Annotated in this window: 16 protein-coding genes; all 16 read left to right on the top strand. The window is 61.5% G+C overall.

Going from position 1 to position 15,653, the window contains the following annotated elements:
• A partial coding sequence (locus AC6CDK_RS05135) for an SLBB domain-containing protein (RefSeq protein WP_496639757.1) occupies positions 1 to 429 on the top strand: 429 nt, incomplete at its 5' end.
• Positions 429 to 1,901: an XrtA system polysaccharide chain length determinant gene (locus AC6CDK_RS05130; RefSeq protein ID WP_039644125.1), complete on the top strand. Its 1,473-nt coding sequence runs from the start codon at positions 429 to 431 to the stop codon at positions 1,899 to 1,901. The genes AC6CDK_RS05135 and AC6CDK_RS05130, both read left to right, overlap by 1 nt.
• Before the next feature lie 51 nt (positions 1,902 to 1,952).
• Positions 1,953 to 2,885 carry an XrtA-associated tyrosine autokinase gene (locus AC6CDK_RS05125; RefSeq protein ID WP_039644127.1) on the top strand — a complete coding sequence of 311 codons (933 nt, stop codon included), beginning with the start codon at positions 1,953 to 1,955 and terminating at the stop codon, positions 2,883 to 2,885.
• A 50-nt stretch (positions 2,886 to 2,935) separates the two neighbouring features.
• Positions 2,936 to 4,102 carry an XrtA/PEP-CTERM system-associated ATPase gene (locus AC6CDK_RS05120; RefSeq protein WP_039644129.1) on the top strand — a complete coding sequence of 389 codons (1,167 nt, stop codon included), beginning with the start codon at positions 2,936 to 2,938 and terminating at the stop codon, positions 4,100 to 4,102.
• 46 nt (positions 4,103 to 4,148) lie between these two features.
• Positions 4,149 to 5,378 (top strand): TIGR03016 family PEP-CTERM system-associated outer membrane protein, encoded by a 1,230-nt coding sequence (locus AC6CDK_RS05115; protein WP_192905039.1) that lies wholly within the window; start codon positions 4,149 to 4,151, stop codon positions 5,376 to 5,378.
• Positions 5,378 to 6,283 carry an XrtA system polysaccharide deacetylase gene (locus AC6CDK_RS05110; protein ID WP_039644133.1) on the top strand — a complete coding sequence of 302 codons (906 nt, stop codon included), beginning with the start codon at positions 5,378 to 5,380 and terminating at the stop codon, positions 6,281 to 6,283. Before AC6CDK_RS05115 ends, AC6CDK_RS05110 begins: the two co-directional genes overlap by 1 nt.
• Positions 6,280 to 7,152 (top strand): exosortase, encoded by an 873-nt coding sequence (gene xrt, locus AC6CDK_RS05105; protein ID WP_039644135.1) that lies wholly within the window; start codon positions 6,280 to 6,282, stop codon positions 7,150 to 7,152. Before AC6CDK_RS05110 ends, xrt begins: the two co-directional genes overlap by 4 nt.
• Positions 7,140 to 7,814, top strand: coding sequence for an exosortase C-terminal domain/associated protein EpsI (locus AC6CDK_RS05100; RefSeq protein WP_039644137.1), 675 nt, complete (start codon positions 7,140 to 7,142; stop codon positions 7,812 to 7,814). The genes xrt and AC6CDK_RS05100 overlap by 13 nt, the downstream gene beginning before the upstream one ends.
• Positions 7,814 to 8,956 (top strand): glycosyltransferase family 2 protein, encoded by a 1,143-nt coding sequence (locus tag AC6CDK_RS05095; protein ID WP_039644139.1) that lies wholly within the window; start codon positions 7,814 to 7,816, stop codon positions 8,954 to 8,956. Before AC6CDK_RS05100 ends, AC6CDK_RS05095 begins: the two co-directional genes overlap by 1 nt.
• Before the next feature lies 1 nt (position 8,957).
• The gene (locus AC6CDK_RS05090) at positions 8,958 to 10,088 is read left to right on the top strand and encodes a glycosyltransferase (RefSeq protein ID WP_039644141.1); all 1,131 of its coding nucleotides are present in this window, start codon (positions 8,958 to 8,960) and stop codon (positions 10,086 to 10,088) included.
• Positions 10,089 to 10,129: 41 nt separating this feature from the next.
• Entirely contained in the window at positions 10,130 to 11,107 is a 978-nt protein-coding gene (locus tag AC6CDK_RS05085) for an NAD-dependent epimerase/dehydratase family protein (protein WP_039648190.1), read from the top strand.
• Between the two features lie 9 nt (positions 11,108 to 11,116).
• Entirely contained in the window at positions 11,117 to 12,271 is a 1,155-nt protein-coding gene (locus AC6CDK_RS05080) for a LegC family aminotransferase (protein ID WP_192905038.1), read from the top strand.
• The gene (locus AC6CDK_RS05075; RefSeq protein ID WP_192905037.1) at positions 12,264 to 12,893 is read left to right on the top strand and encodes an acetyltransferase; all 630 of its coding nucleotides are present in this window, start codon (positions 12,264 to 12,266) and stop codon (positions 12,891 to 12,893) included. The genes AC6CDK_RS05080 and AC6CDK_RS05075 overlap by 8 nt, the downstream gene beginning before the upstream one ends.
• Positions 12,894 to 12,914: 21 nt before the next feature.
• On the top strand, positions 12,915 to 13,622 hold the full coding sequence (locus tag AC6CDK_RS05070; protein ID WP_039644148.1) for an acylneuraminate cytidylyltransferase family protein: 708 nt from the start codon (positions 12,915 to 12,917) through the stop codon (positions 13,620 to 13,622).
• A 24-nt stretch (positions 13,623 to 13,646) separates the two neighbouring features.
• A complete protein-coding gene (locus AC6CDK_RS05065; RefSeq protein WP_039644149.1) occupies positions 13,647 to 14,582 on the top strand; it encodes a glycosyltransferase family protein in 936 nt (311 codons plus the stop codon).
• Positions 14,579 to 15,631 carry an N-acetylneuraminate synthase family protein gene (locus AC6CDK_RS05060; protein WP_192905036.1) on the top strand — a complete coding sequence of 351 codons (1,053 nt, stop codon included), beginning with the start codon at positions 14,579 to 14,581 and terminating at the stop codon, positions 15,629 to 15,631. The genes AC6CDK_RS05065 and AC6CDK_RS05060 overlap by 4 nt, the downstream gene beginning before the upstream one ends.
• Positions 15,632 to 15,653 lie beyond the last annotated feature (22 nt).

Genomic DNA, 15,653 nt, shown 5'->3' with positions numbered 1-15,653 from the left:
GCAGCGGGTCCCTCCACCAAGGTGGCCGACTACCGCAAGGCCTATGTCCTGCGCAACGGCAAGAAGGTGAAGGAGGATTTCTACCGGCTCTTTATCACCGGCGATACCAGCGAAGATATCGTCATCGAGTCCGGCGACGCCATCTTCATTCCGCAGGCACTGGAAAAGAACGTGTACGTCCTCGGCGCCGTCACCAACCCCCGCTTCATCGAATACCGCGAGGGGATGACCGTCATGGAGGCCATCCTCGAATCGGGCGGTTTCACCAAGTTCGCCCGCCAGAACGACACGGTGATCCGCAGGCGGGACGGCGACAAGGAGGCGCTGATCGAGGTGAAGGCCAAGGATCTGGTCAAGGACGGCGACCTGAGCCAGAACGTAAAGCTCAGCCCGGGAGATTACGTCATCGTGAAGGAAGGGATGTTCTGATGCAGCAGTCCGAATTCGACTACCGGCACTATCTTGCGCTTATCGTCGCCCGCAAACGCCTTTTTGTCGTGGTGGCCCTCGCGATCATGGCTGGAGCGGTGGTCTACAGCTACGTCCTTCCCAAGAAGTATGAGGCCCGGAGCACGGTATTCATCGAGAAAAACGTCATCAGCGAACTGGTCAAGGGGATTGCCGTCACCCCGTCCATGGAGCAGGCCATCAAGGGCCTCAGCGAGGCCATTACCAGTCGCACGCTCGTCACAAAGGTGCTCAATGACCTCGATCTCGACGTGACCGCCAAAAGCGATGCCGAGATCGAGTCCAGGGTGCGCGCGATCCAGCAGAACATCACCATCAAGCTCAAGGGAGACAACATCTTCACCATCTCCTACGTGGACAAGGACCCCCGCGTGGCCCGCGATTTCGTCAATACCCTGGTCCGGCGCTACGTGGAGGAAAACATATCCTCCAAGCGGGAGGAATCCTACGGTGCCATCAAGTTCCTTTCCGAGCAGATCGACACCTTCCGCGGCAAGCTCGAAGAAGCCGAGGGCGAACTCAACCGGTACAAGACCGACAAGGGCGGCGTCATCGCCATCGACGAGGCGAAGCTGTTCGAGGAGATCAACGTCGCTCAGCAGAAACTCTATGATATCCAACTGCGCAGGCGTCATCTGGAGGGGCTCCGGCCGGTCACGCGCAAGGCGGGCGATCCGCTCCAGGTAAAGCTCGTCGCTCTCCAGAAGCAGCTTGAAGAGCTCCGCGTCTCGTACACCGACAGCTATCCCGAGGTGCTTCGCGTCAGGGGAGAAATCGAGACCCTCAAGGAGCAGATGAAGAACCGCTCTCCCCAGCAGGAAACGGTCGTTGATCCCCAGGAGTACGAAAAGGCCGAAGCGGAGCTCCAGGCCCTCAAGGTCAGCGAGGACGGCCTCAAGCGCTACATCGCCACCAACCAGGCGCTGCTCAGGAACATTCCCTCGGCCAAGGCCGGGCTCGAAAAGCTCGAACTGGAAAAGAAGAACCGCAAGGACCTCTACGACCAGCTCATGGCGCGCCATGGCCAATCCGAAGTGTCGAAGCAGATGGAAGTCCAGGACAAGACAACCACCTTCCGCATCGTCGATCCGGCGATCATGCCGTCAAGCCCCGTCAGCCCCAACCGGGTCAAGATCATGCTGATGGGGATCGTCGCGGGACTTGGCGGTGCCCTGGGGCTCATCGTCCTCCTGGACCGGCTCAACAATTCAGTGCATTCGGTTGATGCACTGAAGGAAACCGGGATTCCCGTGCTGGCCGTTATCCCCAGGATTCGCACCAGCGAGGCGGTTGCCCGGGAGCGGCGCGAAAACATCAGGGTGTTCACTGCGGCAGGGGCGTGTTTCATGGTCATTCTGGCGTTTCTCGTCATGGAACTGCTGAATATTTCACCCGTGGACCGGATCATCAGCAGGTTGCAGGGCATGCTGTAACTCATTTCTATCGCAGCATTGATGTGATGTCTGAATGGAGAAAGGAAATGCATGAGCAGAATTGAACAGGCCCTTGAGAAAGCGGCAATGCTGCGGGGGACCACGACCGAGAGCGGTCCCGTTGCCGTCCCGCGTCAGACGGACGACGTGCCGCCGCGCGAGCGTGCCGGGCTGCCGCCGTTCCCTGCGGAGCCGCTCGACGGTATCCGCCATGACAATCCGCTCCTTGCCACCCTCAATGATCCCCATTCGTATGTGAGTGAAGAGTACCGGAAGCTGAAGTCGGCCATTGTTGCGGGGACCTCGGTGGGGGAGTTCCGCAATACCGTCATGATCACCAGCACCCTCGGCGGGGAGGGCAAGAGCATAACCGCCCTCAACCTGGCCATTACCCTTGCCCAGGAGTATGACAATACGGTGTTGCTGATCGATGCCGATCTCAGGAAGCCGATGACGGCCGAGTATCTCGGCATTCCGGGGGAGCGGGGGCTTTCCGAGTATCTCAGCGTGGGCGCCCATCTGCCGGAACTGTTGGTCAGGACCGGCATCGGCCGGCTTTCGATCCTGCCCGCCGGCAAGCCTGCCGCCAATCCGGTCGAGCTCCTTTCATCCCAGCGGATGAAGGATTTGCTGGACGAGATCAGGCATCGCTATCCCGACCGCTATGTCATCATCGATGCTCCTCCGGCCCTGCCGTTTGCCGAGGTGCGCTCACTGTCCAGCCTCGTCGACTCCATCGTCTTCGTGGTCAGGGAAGGGCAGAGCTCCCTGGCGAACATCGACGAGGCGATCGGCGCCCTCAACCGCAAGAAGATCATCGGCATCGTTTTCAACGAAGCCAGTGCCGTGGGACTAAGCTCCAAATACGGGTACGGCTACAGGTATGGCGGGTACGGTCAGAGCTCCGAACCGGCGGAGGCCCGATCCAAGGCGGAAAAAACGGGCAAGCTCGCCAGGATTATGGGAAAGGGCGGGAGCAAGTGACAGGGGGACGTGGGACGGCGCAGCGCCGGCCGTGAGTGAAAGCGAGAATCATGTACGAGGCCTATTTCAACCTGACAACTAAACCGTTCGAACTGCTCCCGAACCCGGATTTCATCTTTCCGAGCAAGTCCCACAAGCGGGCCCTCATGTACCTCGATTACGGCATTCGCGAGCGGGCGGGCTTCATCCTGCTCACGGGCGACATCGGGACCGGCAAGACCACCCTCATTCGCAACATGATGCAGCTCAAGGATGAACGGACGATCATCTCCCGCATCTTCAACACGCGGGTGGAGCCCGAGCAGCTTCTGGCCATGATCTGCCATGATTTCGGCATTCCGGCCGAAGGCAGGGGCAAGGTCGCCCTCCTCAACGAACTGAACGACTACCTGATCGAGCAGTTCGCCCGCGGCAACCGGCCGGTGCTCATCATCGACGAGGCCCAGAATCTTTCCGTTGATCTCCTGGAAGACATCCGGCTCCTTTCCAACCTCGAGACCAGCGACACCAAGCTGCTGCAGATCGTTCTCGTGGGGCAGCCGGAGCTCAGGGACGTCCTCGCCCTGCCGCAGCTTCTCCAACTCCGCCAGAGGATCAGCATCAACTGCCACATAAGCCCCCTGTCCCGAGAGGAAACCGAGGGTTATATCTTCCATCGCCTCGAGCGGGCCGGAAATCGAAATGCCGTCGCCTTTTCGAGCGATGCGCTCGATATCGTGTACCGCTACAGCAGGGGCATTCCGCGGCTCGTCAACATCATCTGCGACTTCATCCTTCTGTCCGCCTTTGCCGAGCAGACAACAGAGATTCCGGGCGAGATGGTTCGCGACATCATCGGCGACCTGGATTTCGAGAACTATTACTGGGGCGGAGCCGACGCGTCCACCTCCGAGCGTTCGCCTGAGACTGCGCCGCCGGCACCGGCCCGTTCCGGCGAGGCCGCCGAGCTTGTGGCCACCCTGCGTGCCGTAATCGACCGGCTTGAATCCCTGGAAGGGGATTTTGCCCGCATGAGCCGCGGCGTGCTCGACGAGATGAGCGAAAAAGTCGTTTCCCTTGAGAACGCCTTCCGGTTCCACGTGGACGAAACCGACAGCCATATCTCCGAGATCAGGAGACGGATCGAAAAGAACCAGAACCTGGAGGTCGGGACCACCGGCGACTGCCAGCCGCAGGACTCTCCCAAGGGTCTGTTGAAGAGGATGTTCGGCGCCTGACGGTGCCCTGTGCAATGTAATGACTAGTAACTCAAGGGAGAGAACCATGAAACAGGCAGCCCCGCTTCTCATCTGCTGTGCATGCGCCGCGCTCGTTCCGTTTCCAGCCCATGCCGCTGATTTCCGGGTTACCCCCAACATAACCGTGAGTGAGGAGTTCACCGACAACGTGTTCGAAACGGCCGAGGGGAAGCGCTATGATTTCATTACCCGCCTGCTTCCGGGGCTTTCACTCGATTACAAGGCCTCCGTCCTGGACCTCTCCGTGGCCTACAACTACGACTACCGCTACTATGCCCGCAACAGCCGCAGCGACGACACCACCCACAACCTGGATGCCCGGGGCTTGGCGCGGATCGTCGACGAGTTTCTCTTACTGGAGGCCAGCGATACCTACAAGCGTGTCTCCCTCGACGTTTCCCGCGACACCAGCAACGAAAGCCTGTTCCGCAACCAGTCGGACCAGAACATCGTCACCGCTTCGCCCTATTTCGTCATCAGCACCATCCCCCACTACACCATCAAGGGGGGATACCGCTATACCAATACCTGGTACAAGGACCCGTCCGGCATCGACAAGACCGAGCATCGCGCCTTTGCCGACCTCAGCTATGAGATGACCAAGCAGCTTTCCCTGAACGGCACGTACTCCTACGTGATCGAGGACACCGCGGTCGCGGACCTGAACCGCCACGAGGCCATGGTGGGCGGGCGCTACGAGTACGCCGACAAGAGCTTCGTCTTCGCCAACGGCGGTGCTTCCCGCATCTCCTACCGGCATGGGGATACCTTTACCAACCCCATCTGGAATGCCGGGCTCACTCACGCCTTTGATTCCTTCACCGTTACGCTGTCCACCGGCGTCCAGTACAGCGAAGACCCCCTGCGCGCCTCCACGGAGGAAACCTTTTACTCGGCCGTATTCGATATGCCCCTGAAGCGCGGGGCGCTGACCCTGAACGCTTCCTACTCGGACTTCGTCAATACCGCAACCGATGAGCGGGAAACCAGACGGTACGGCGGCGGCTTCACCCTGCACCATGAGCTCACCCAGCGCCTTACCGGCACCCTTGGCTTCGCTGCCGAACGTTACGAGCAGAACCAGCTTGACGCCTATACCCGCAAATTCTTCGTGGACGCAGGCCTTCGCTACGAACTGGGCGAAGGGTTCTCCCTGGGGGGCACCTACCGCTACATCGATTACCACTCCCCCCGGATCGTAGCAGACAACTACACCGTCAACCGGGCGATGGTGGAGATCAGGAAGGTCTTCTAGTGCGTAACGCGCTCTCCATAGATGTGGAGGATTACTTCCAGGTAAGCGCCTTTGAGGAATGTTCTCCTCCGGAGCAGTGGGACCGCTTTCCCCTTCGGGTGGTGAGGAATACGTCCCGTATCCTCGACATGCTCGATGCCGGGGGCGTCAAGGCCACGTTCTTCGTCCTCGGCTGGGTGGCGGAACGCGCGCCGGAGCTGGTGAAAGAGATAGCCCGGCGGGGCCACGAGGTTGCCAGCCACGGCTACGGCCATCGCCGGGTCTCTACCCAGACCAGGCAGGAATTCCGGGCCGACATCCGCAGAAGCAAGGCGCTGATCGAGAATCTCACCGGCAGCCCCGTCCACGGTTACCGCGCGCCCAGCTATTCGATCTCACGAAAAGTCCTCTGGGCCTTCGACGAACTGCTCGACGCCGGCTACCGTTACGACTCCAGCGTCTTTCCCGTCCGCCATGACCTCTACGGCATCCCCGACTGGCCGAGCCACCCCTTTCGGGTCGTGAAGGACAAGGACGGGTGGGAACCGGCCGCAACCGCCCCTGGCGGAGAAGACGGCATCACCGGCCAGATGCCGTCCATCCTTGAAATGCCGATAACCACCCTTACCCTCGGCGGCAGGAACATTCCCATTGCCGGGGGCGGCTATTTCCGCTTTTTCCCCTATGCCTTCACCCGGTGGGGGCTGCGGCGCATCAATCGGCGGGAGAAACGGTCGTTCATCTTCTATCTCCATCCCTGGGAGATGGACCCCGACCAGCCCAGAATGGCCGGTGCTCCGGCCAAGAGCCGGTTTCGGCATTACCTGAACCTGCACCGGACCGAAGAGCGGTTCCGCCGACTGCTGGGAGAATTCCGCTTCACCCCCGTGATGGAGCTTCTGGCCGCTGGGACGGTTGAACCATGACCACGAACGAAATAACCACGAACAGGAACATATCCATGGGTGGTAAGAGCGCCGGGGCCAGGCTCGGACTGCTTGCCCTGTTCTGCTGCGCCTTTGTGGCGGCGTTTCTGCCGGTGATAACCGGACTGGTGCAGGCATGGTCCGGCTCCGAGGACTATTCCCACGGATTTCTGATCGCTCCGCTGTCGGCCTTTATCCTCTGGCAGAAACGGGAGGTCTTCTCCCGCCCCGGTTCCGCCGGTTCCCTGGGTGGACTGGCGCTGGTGGTCCTGTCTCTCGCGGCCTATCTGTTCGCCCATGTTGCCGGCATCGCGACCCTGGCCGCCCTGTCCATGGTCGCTTTTCTGTGGGGCACGGTAATGTACCTGTTCGGTTTCCGCGTCTATTGCCAGGCCCTGTTCCCCCTGGCACTGCTCCTGTTCATGATTCCGATCCCTGCGCAGATCTATGCGGCCCTCACTATCCCGCTTCAGCTCATCGTGAGCAAACTGGCGGTGGGGCTGGCAGCGGCAACGGGCATCCCGGTGTATCGTGAAGGCAACGTCATTCACCTCGCCCGGGGAACATTCGAGGTCGTGCAGGCCTGCAGCGGTCTCCGCTCCATCATGGCCCTGCTGACCCTCGGCGCGGTCCTGGGCTACTTCTCTCTCAGGTCGAATTTCCTGCGGGCCACGCTGTTCGTATCCGGCATTCCCATTGCCGTTGCCGTGAACATCCTGCGGGTATTCGTGCTTGTGGTCGTGTTTCATTATCTGAACATCGATCTTGCCGAGGGTACCGCCCATACCGTCCTCGGCCTGGCCCTGTTCGTGGTGTCGTTCGGCCTGTTTCTGCTGATCCGGAAGGGGTTGTCGCTATGCGATCGGTGAGTTGCACGAGACTGGTTGCCGTCTGCGTTCTGCTCGCGGTTACGGCGTTTATGATCCATGGCCGTTCCCAGGCCGTGACGGCGAATGGTTCGGGCGTGCCGTTGCGCTCCGGATTCGTGCGTGTGGCAGGCTGGAACGCGCTGGGCGATCAGCCTCTGGAACTCCGCGTCGTCGAAGAGCTCAAGCTCGATGACTATCTCTACCGGAGCTTCGTCCGTGACGGGGCCGTGGTGACCCTGTACATCGGCTATTACCACACTGCCGGGAAAGTGGGGGCCGCCCACGATCCCCTCGTCTGCTTCAACGGACAGGGGTGGCGCATCGCGGAGCGCAATGAGGGGCAACTGCGCCTGGCCGGTTCACCCGAGCTCCGGGTGAATTACTCATCCATGATCGTCGAGCGTGACGGCCAGCGGGAGCAGGTCGTCTACTGGTTCCAGACGAACGACAAAACCGCTTCCACCACCCTGGCCCAGAAAGTTCACATGGTTCGCGACCGCCTGTTCGGCTCGGGGGAGAATAACGCCTTCGTGCGGATCAGCACGCCGGTCGCCGGTGATTCGACCGACCGTTCCCTGGTGCGTATCGCGGATTTCGTCGAGGCGTTTTATCCCTCCTTCCACCGCTACGCGGCAGGAGCCGGCCCGTTGGAGACGAGATAATGACCGAACTGGTGCTGCTCATATCGCTCTTCATGGTGTTCTACGTGTATGGGGGGTACCCGGTGCTGGCCGCCGCGCTCGGCCTGGTGGCGGGACGTCCGGTTCGCAAGGGCTCCATCGAGCCCATGGTCACCATCGTCATTGCCGCGTACAACGAGCAAGACGTCATCGGCGCCACCATCGAGAACAAGCTGGCACTGGACTATCCCCGGGACCGCCTTGAAATCATCGTGGTCTCCGATGGCTCCACCGACCAGACCGACGAGATTGTCGGCATGTATGCCGTGCGAAACGTCAGGCTGATCCGCCAGGAGCCCCGCGCCGGCAAAACGAGCGGCCTCAACCTGGCGATTCCCCAGGCGCGGGGCGAGATCATCGTCTTCTCCGACGCCAACTCCCTCTATGCCCCGTCGGGCCTGCGCCACCTGGTGGCGAACTTTGCCGACGAGGAGGTGGGCTACGTGACCGGCCGGATGATGTATGCCAACCCTGACGGCACCACCATCGGCGAGGGGTGCAGCACCTACATGCGCTACGAGAACTTCCTGCGCGTCATCGAGAGCCGCATCGGATCGGTGGTCGGGGTGGACGGCGGGGTCGATGCCATGCGCAAGCGGCTCTACCGCCCAATGAATGCCGATCAGCTCCCGGATTTCGTCCAGCCGCTCAAGGTTGTCGAGCAGGGGTACCGCGTCGTGTACGAACCCGAAGCGCTCCTGTGGGAGCCGTCGCTCAAGGAGGCCGGCGACGAGTACCGGATGCGGGTCCGCGTCTCGTTGCGGGCGTTTTGGGCCCTGTTCGACATGAGAAAGCTCCTGGCCCCGTGGCACGATCCCCTGTTCGCCTGGCAGCTCTGGTCGCACAAGGCCCTGCGCTACCTCTGCTTCCTGTTTCTGGTGGCCGCCTATGTCTCCAACCTGGCCCTGCTGGGCCAGGGGACCTGGTATGTGGCCCTGTTTCTCCTCCAGAGTGCCGGCTATTTTGCGGCGGTTACCATGCCCTACCTGGAGCGGACTGGCAAGGGCTGCCGGCTCTGCACCCTGGCCCGCTACTTTTTCCTGCTGAACCTTGCCGCCGCCCACGCCTTCGGCAAATTCCTCAGGGGGGAGAAACAGATCGTCTGGACGCCGCGGAAGGGGTAGCATGAAGGTTTTGCACGTCATCGACAGCGATGGCCTGTACGGGGCCGAGATCATGCTCCTCAATCTCGCTGCCGAGCAGGCCGCCATGGGGTTCGAACCGGTCATCGCCAGTATCGGTGAACCCCGGATCGGTGAAAAGCCGCTGGAAACGGAGGCAACGCGGCGGGGGCTGCGGGTGGAGAGGTTTCGCATGAGGCCGGGGCCGAACATTGCAGGCGCTTTCCGCGTGCTTCGTTTCGCCTGGCACGAGGGCTGCGACGTGCTCCATTCCCACGGCTACAAGGGGAATATCCTGTTCGGCTTCATGCCGCGGGCAGTGCGCCGCGTGCCCATGGTCGCCACCCTCCACGGCTGGACCTGGACCGGCGGGATGGACCGGATGGGCCTCTACGAATGGCTCGACCGGCTGAGCCTGCGTTTCGTCGATGCAGTGGTGATGGTGAACGGCGCCATGCGCCAGAAGATCGATCTTCCCAGCGTCCACGTGGTGCCTAACGGCATCCCGCTCATCGGAGAGGCCGACCGGCGGGCGGCGCCCCTTGACCCCCGGATCGTGGAGTTCTGCCGGGGAGGCATCACCCTGGGCGCCATCGGCCGTTTGTCCCCGGAAAAGGGGTTCGATATCCTGCTGGACGCGGTCAGGGAGGTGGCGGAGCACCATCCCGATATCCGTCTGGTAATCCTGGGGGAGGGGGAGGCGCGGGGCGGACTTGAGGCGAAGATCCGGGAACTGGGGCTGACAGAACGGGTGCTGTTGCCGGGGTATGTGCCGGATGCCGGCTGCTACCTTCCTCTGTTTCGGGTTTTTGTCCTATCGTCCCTGACAGAAGGGCTTCCAATGGTCATTCTTGAAGCCATGCAGGCGGGGGTTCCGATTGTGGCCACACGGGTAGGGGGGGTGCCCGAAGTGCTGCAGGAGGGCGAAGCGGGGGTTCTGGTGCCCGCTCCTTCTGCCGGGGATCTGGCGACTGGCATCAAGCACATCATCGCCGACGAGGCGGGGGCGCGGGACATGGCCGCGGTGGCCAGGCAACGGCTTGAGGCAAACTATTCGGCCATTGCAATGGCTCAGAAATATCAAGGTATCTACGACCGGCTGGCGACATGGTCAGCCGGCGGGCACTCGGCGTGAAGTTTTCGCCGGCACTTCAACTGATGATGGAGACATCAAGCATGCATGAACGTGTGTTGGTAACAGGGGCTGCAGGGTATATCGGTTCGGTTCTGGTGCGGATCCTTCTTGGTAAGGGGTATCGGGTGAAGGGCTTCGACAACCTTTCATTCGGCGGTGAGGCACTGATCGGGGTCTACAATCATCCCGGTTTCGAGTTCGTCAAAGGCGACATCCGCAATGATGAGGACCTCAGGAATGCGCTGGAAGGAGTGGGGGCCGTTGTCCACCTTGCGGCGATTGTCGGGGACCCGGCCTGCGCCAAACAGCCGGAACTGGCTACGGACATCAACTGGCACGGTGCCCGGAAGCTATATGACCTGTGCTGCGAAACCCGGGGCATCAAGCGATTCATCTTTGCGTCCACCTGCAGCAATTACGGAAAAATGCCGGGCGAGGGATACCTCAATGAGGAATCTCCCCTGAAGCCCGTGTCGCTCTATGCGGAACTCAAGGTCAAATTCGAGCAGTATCTGCTGCAAAGCAAGACCCGGCCGGATTTCATTCCTACTGCGCTTCGCTTTGCAACCGTTTACGGGCTTTCTCCCCGGCTTCGTTTCGACCTCACGGTCAATGAATTCACCAGAGAGGTGGCTCTCGGCAAAGAGCTCGAAATTTTCGGCGAGCAGTTCTGGCGGCCCTACTGCCACGTAGAGGACCTGGCCAGGGGATGCGTCCACGTTCTCGAAAGCGATCCCGCGGCTGTCGATCATAACGTGTTCGGCGTGGGCGATACGCGTGAGAACTACCAGAAGGCGATGATTGCCGAGGAACTGCTGAAGGTCATTCCCGACGCGAGAATCCGCTACGTCAGCAGGTCGGAAGACCCGCGTGACTACCGGGTGGATTTTTCAAAGATCAGGAACGAGCTGGGATTTGAAATCACCAGAACCGTGCCCGACGGGATTCGCGAGATTTACCGGATTCTCAAGGACGGGATTATTTCCGAACCCTATTCGAAGGCTTATCAAAACATCTGAGGAATTGCCATGATACCGCTCTCAGTACCGTGCCTGAAGGGCAACGAATGGAAGTACGTGAAGGAATGTCTGGATACGGAATGGGTTTCGACTGCGGGCAAGTATGTTGAAACGTTCGAGAAGGATTTCGCCGCGTTCGTCGGCTCCCGCTACGCCGTGGCCTGCGTGAACGGAACGGCGGCTCTCCAGGTGGCTCTCAGGATCGTGGGAGTCTGCGCCGGTGACGAGGTCATCGTGCCGACCCTGACCTTCATCGCCACGGTCAATGCCGTTACATACCTGGGCGCCGAACCCGTGTTCATGGACTGCGACGAGTACTACAACATCGACGTCCGCAAGACGGCCGAGTTTCTCGAACAGGAGACCGAGTTCAGGGACGGCAGTACCTGGAGCCGGGCCACGGGACGGCGGATTGCCGCGATCGTGCCGGTCCATGTCTTCGGCAATGCCGCCAGAATGAGCGAGCTCGTGGCCCTCTGCCGGGAGCGCAACATCAAGGTGGTGGAGGATTCGACCGAAAGCCTCGGCACCGTCTACTGCTCCGGCGAGCTGGATGGCAGGCACACGGGTACCGTGGGTGACATGGGGTGTTTCTCATTCAACGGCAACAAAATCATCACCACCGGCGGCGGCGGGATGATCGTCACCGATGTCCCCGAATACGCCGAGCGGGCCAGGTACCTCACCACCCAGGCAAAGGATGACGAGGTCAGGTACGTCCATAATGAAGTGGGCTACAACTTTCGCCTGACCAACGTTCAGGCGGCCATCGGCGTGGCCCAGCTGGAACTGCTCCCCGAGTTCCTTGAGGCGAAGCGCGCCAATTACCTTGCCTACAAGGAGAGGATCGACCGCATCGACGGGCTCTTCCTGGCGGAAAGCCCCGCCTATGCCCGCAACAACCACTGGATGTACGCGCTGCAGATAGATCCGGCCGTCTATGGCAAGGACCGGGAGCAGTTGATGGAATATCTGAAAGGGGAGGGAGTCCAGACCCGTCCGGTCTGGTACCTGAACCATCTGCAGGTCCCCTTCCGCGACTGCCGGAACTATCGCATAGAAAAGGCGTTCCAGATGCTGGAGACGACCCTGAGCATTCCGTGCAGCGCCAACCTGAGCGAACGCGACATCGACTTCGTCGCCGACAGGCTGCGCCATGGCTAGCATTGTCGTGGTAGGGGGCGGCGGGCACGCCAAGGTCGTCATCAGCGTGCTGAAAAAGGCCGGCTACCAGGTGGCAGGCTATACCGACCGCCAGGACCGGGGGCCGCTCCTCGGCATCCCCTGGCTGGGCGGCGACGGTGTTCTGCTGGGCGTTCTCGGGACGCATCCCGGCTGTGGGGCCGTTATCGGCGTTGGGAAAATCGATACAGCCCGGCTGAGACTTGCCCTGCAGGACGACATCGCCGGACTCGGCTTTGACTTCCCGGTCATCGTGTCACCGCACGCGATGATCAACGAAGAGGTAACGCTCGGGGCGGGCACGGTCGTCTTTGACGGCGTCGTGGTCAACAGCGGCACGGAGACCGGCCGTGCCTGCATCCTCAACACGAACAGCACGGTCGAGCACGACTGCCGGCTCGGCGACAATGTCCATATCGCACCTGGGGTAACCCTCAGCGGGGGGGTCGTTGTTGGGCGCAACACCATGATCGGTACCGGGGCTACGGTTATCCAGTCCGTCTCCATCTGCGAAGACTGCATGATCGGCGCCGGCTCCACGGTGGTGAGGGACATAACGGTTCCGGGTACCTATGTGGGGAGCCCGGCCAGGAGGATCAAATGAGAACCGGGAGGGGGCACACTGATGCCTGACGCATGTATCGCGGTGATTCCGGCACGGGGAGGCTCCAAGCGGGTTCCCGGGAAAAACATCAAACCGCTCATGGGCAAGCCCCTCATTGCGTACACCGTTGAGGCTGCAGCCGACAGCGGATTGTTCGAGCGGATCGTGATCAGCACCGACTGCCCGGAAATCGCTGAGGTGGCCCAACGGCACGGGGCGGAAGTCCCGTTCCTGCGGGAGGCATCCCTGGCGGACGATATTACCCCTGTCTCGGCAGCGACGGTGGACATGCTGGTAAAACTCGACCCCAACGGCTCCAGCTATGGCTTCGTGTGCCAGATGATGCCCAACTGTCCCCTCAAGACCGCAGCCGACGTGCGCGACAGTCATCGTCAGTTCCTGGAGTCCGGCGCTGATTCACAGTTGTCCGTGGTGCGCTACGGCTGGCAGAACCCCTGGTGGGCCATGCGCCGGGACGACTCGTTCCGGCTCGATCCGCTGTTCCGGGAGGCCATGACCCAGCGCAGCCAGGACCTGCCCGAACTCTTCTGCCCGACCGGTGCCATCTGGTGGGCGAAAGCCGACGTCCTGCGCCGGGAGGGCACCTACCACATCCCGGAGAAGACGGGGTGGGAAATACCCTGGCAACGGGGACTGGATATCGACACCTATGACGACTGGGATATGGCGGAAATCCTGTTTCGTCTCGACAGCGCGGGCCGGCGCTGAACCTGCCCGCTGCCGCGGGGCCCGATGAGCGAGGGAAGACCCATTAAGACTCTGGCGCTGTACACAACCATTTATCCCGGCGTGGAACCCTTTCTACCCGACTGGTATCGCTCCGTGCGGGAGCAGAGCGACCGTGACGTTGCGCTCTGGATCGGGCTCGACTCCCTGACCGTGGAGGCCGCCATCGACGCCATGGGCGGAGATCCTGGTGCCACGTGGGTGCCGGCTGCCCCCGGCGACACCCCTGCGCAGGTCAGACAGCGGGTCTTTGAACGCTTGGTGGACGTGGTTGACGGTGTAGTGCTGGTGGACAGCGACGACATCCTTCATCCCAGCCGGGTCGCCTCGGCTCGCCTTGCCCTCCGGTCAAGCGACCTTGTCGGTTGCGCCCTGCGCCTGGTGAATCAGGAAGGGGGCGACCTTGGGCTCGTGTTCGGGCTGCCGCCCGGGGCCGGTCCCGCCGACGTGCTGCCCAGGAACAACGTTTTCGGACTGTCCAACACGGCCTTCCGGTCTGATCTGCTGCGCCGCTGCCTGCCCATACCGTCCGACGTGGCGCTCGTGGACTGGTACCTGGCAACGCGGGCATGGCTGCTGGGAGCCCGGCTGGACTTCGACAACGTGATCCGGATGGATTATCGGCAGCACGGCGCCAACATGGCGCGGGTAAGGCCTCCCTTCGGCCTGCCGCAGGTGATCAGCGACTGCGGGCGGGTGAGGCATCATTTCCAGCTCCTTCTGGACGCGCTGCCGGAAGGCGTCCTGGCCGACCGTCGTGCCGCCGTGGAGCAGGTGGCCCGCGACGTCGAACAATTCTATCACCGCGTCGTTCTCCAGCCGCCGAGGCTCGAGCAGTATGTCAAGGCCCTGAACGAGCTTGAGCCGGCGCCGCTCTGGTGGTCAACTGTTGCTTATCCCGCGTTGCAGGACCTGTGGACGCATGAAAAGGAGATACAATGAACAGCGTGAAATTCGGAGATGTGCCGGTTGGGACGGATACTCACCCCTATGTAATTGCCGAGATCGGTTCCAACCATAACGGAGACATGAACCTCTGCCGTCAGCTGATCGATGCCGCGGCCGAGGCCGGCGCCCATGCCGTGAAGTTCCAGTCGTGGACGGAAAAGTCGCTCATCGCCCGGGAGGAATATGAGCGTAACACCGAGTACTCCGACAAAAAGCGTCATTTCGGCTCCCTGTGGGACATGGTGAAAGCCTATCAGTTCACGGCAGAGCAGCATAAGGAAGCCCATGCCTACTGCCTGGAGCGTGGGATAGCCTTTTGTTCCACCCCCTTTTCGCCGGAAGAGACCGATCTGCTGGAATCGCTGGACGTGCCGTTCTACAAGATTGCATCCATGGATATCGTTCATCTGCCGTTTCTGAAGTACGTGGCGCGCAAGCAGCGGCCGATGCTGATCTCGACCGGTATGGCAACCCTGGCGGAAATCGAGGCGGCCGTTGAAACCGTGCGTGCCGAAGGTAACGATCAGATCGTGCTGCTGCACTGTGTATCAATCTATCCGCCCGACTACGAGATGATCCATCTGCGCAACATGGCCACGCTCCAGCAGGCGTTTGATGTCCCGGTCGGGTTCAGCGATCACACCATGGGTACGGCCATCCCCCTCGCGGCCATCGCCCTGGGAGCCTGTGTAATCGAGAAGCACTTCACCCTCGACCAGGATATGGAAGGATGGGATCACGCCATCTCCGCCACGCCGGCCGAGTTGCGGACCATCGTGGAGGAGGGGAGAAACATCCGGATAGCGCTCGGCGGCGGCAAGCGAATCGTTACCGAAGCCGAGATGGAGAAACGCAAGAAATTCAGGCGGAGCCTGGTAACCCGCCGCGCCCTTCCCCAAGGCCATGTCCTCGTCGAAGCCGACCTGGACGCCAAGCGTCCCGGCACCGGCATTTCCCCCGCCGAGATGAACTATGCCCTCGGCCGCAAGCTGGCCCGGGACATGCAGGAAGATGACGTTATCCGCTGGGAGGATCTGGTGTGATGGGTCCGCTGCGACCAGAGCA

The organism is Geobacter sp. PheSNFMC, from assembly GCF_059620965.1.
This window is presented reverse-complemented; position numbering and strand designations above follow the sequence as displayed.

Excerpts from the sequence above, each read along its gene's own strand:
- AC6CDK_RS05130 (WP_039644125.1), top strand. The coding sequence starts at position 429 with ATGCAGCAGTCCGAATTCGACTACCGGCACTATCTTGCGCTTATCGTC.
- AC6CDK_RS05125 (WP_039644127.1), top strand. The coding sequence starts at position 1,953 with ATGAGCAGAATTGAACAGGCCCTTGAGAAAGCGGCAATGCTGCGGGGG.
- AC6CDK_RS05120 (WP_039644129.1), top strand. The coding sequence starts at position 2,936 with ATGTACGAGGCCTATTTCAACCTGACAACTAAACCGTTCGAACTGCTC.
- AC6CDK_RS05115 (WP_192905039.1), top strand. The coding sequence starts at position 4,149 with ATGAAACAGGCAGCCCCGCTTCTCATCTGCTGTGCATGCGCCGCGCTC.
- xrt (WP_039644135.1), top strand. The coding sequence starts at position 6,280 with ATGACCACGAACGAAATAACCACGAACAGGAACATATCCATGGGTGGT.
- AC6CDK_RS05100 (WP_039644137.1), top strand. The coding sequence starts at position 7,140 with ATGCGATCGGTGAGTTGCACGAGACTGGTTGCCGTCTGCGTTCTGCTC.
- AC6CDK_RS05095 (WP_039644139.1), top strand. The coding sequence starts at position 7,814 with ATGACCGAACTGGTGCTGCTCATATCGCTCTTCATGGTGTTCTACGTG.
- AC6CDK_RS05090 (WP_039644141.1), top strand. The coding sequence starts at position 8,958 with ATGAAGGTTTTGCACGTCATCGACAGCGATGGCCTGTACGGGGCCGAG.
- AC6CDK_RS05085 (WP_039648190.1), top strand. The coding sequence starts at position 10,130 with ATGCATGAACGTGTGTTGGTAACAGGGGCTGCAGGGTATATCGGTTCG.
- AC6CDK_RS05080 (WP_192905038.1), top strand. The coding sequence starts at position 11,117 with ATGATACCGCTCTCAGTACCGTGCCTGAAGGGCAACGAATGGAAGTAC.
- AC6CDK_RS05075 (WP_192905037.1), top strand. The coding sequence starts at position 12,264 with ATGGCTAGCATTGTCGTGGTAGGGGGCGGCGGGCACGCCAAGGTCGTC.
- AC6CDK_RS05070 (WP_039644148.1), top strand. The coding sequence starts at position 12,915 with ATGCCTGACGCATGTATCGCGGTGATTCCGGCACGGGGAGGCTCCAAG.
- AC6CDK_RS05065 (WP_039644149.1), top strand. The coding sequence starts at position 13,647 with ATGAGCGAGGGAAGACCCATTAAGACTCTGGCGCTGTACACAACCATT.
- AC6CDK_RS05060 (WP_192905036.1), top strand. The coding sequence starts at position 14,579 with ATGAACAGCGTGAAATTCGGAGATGTGCCGGTTGGGACGGATACTCAC.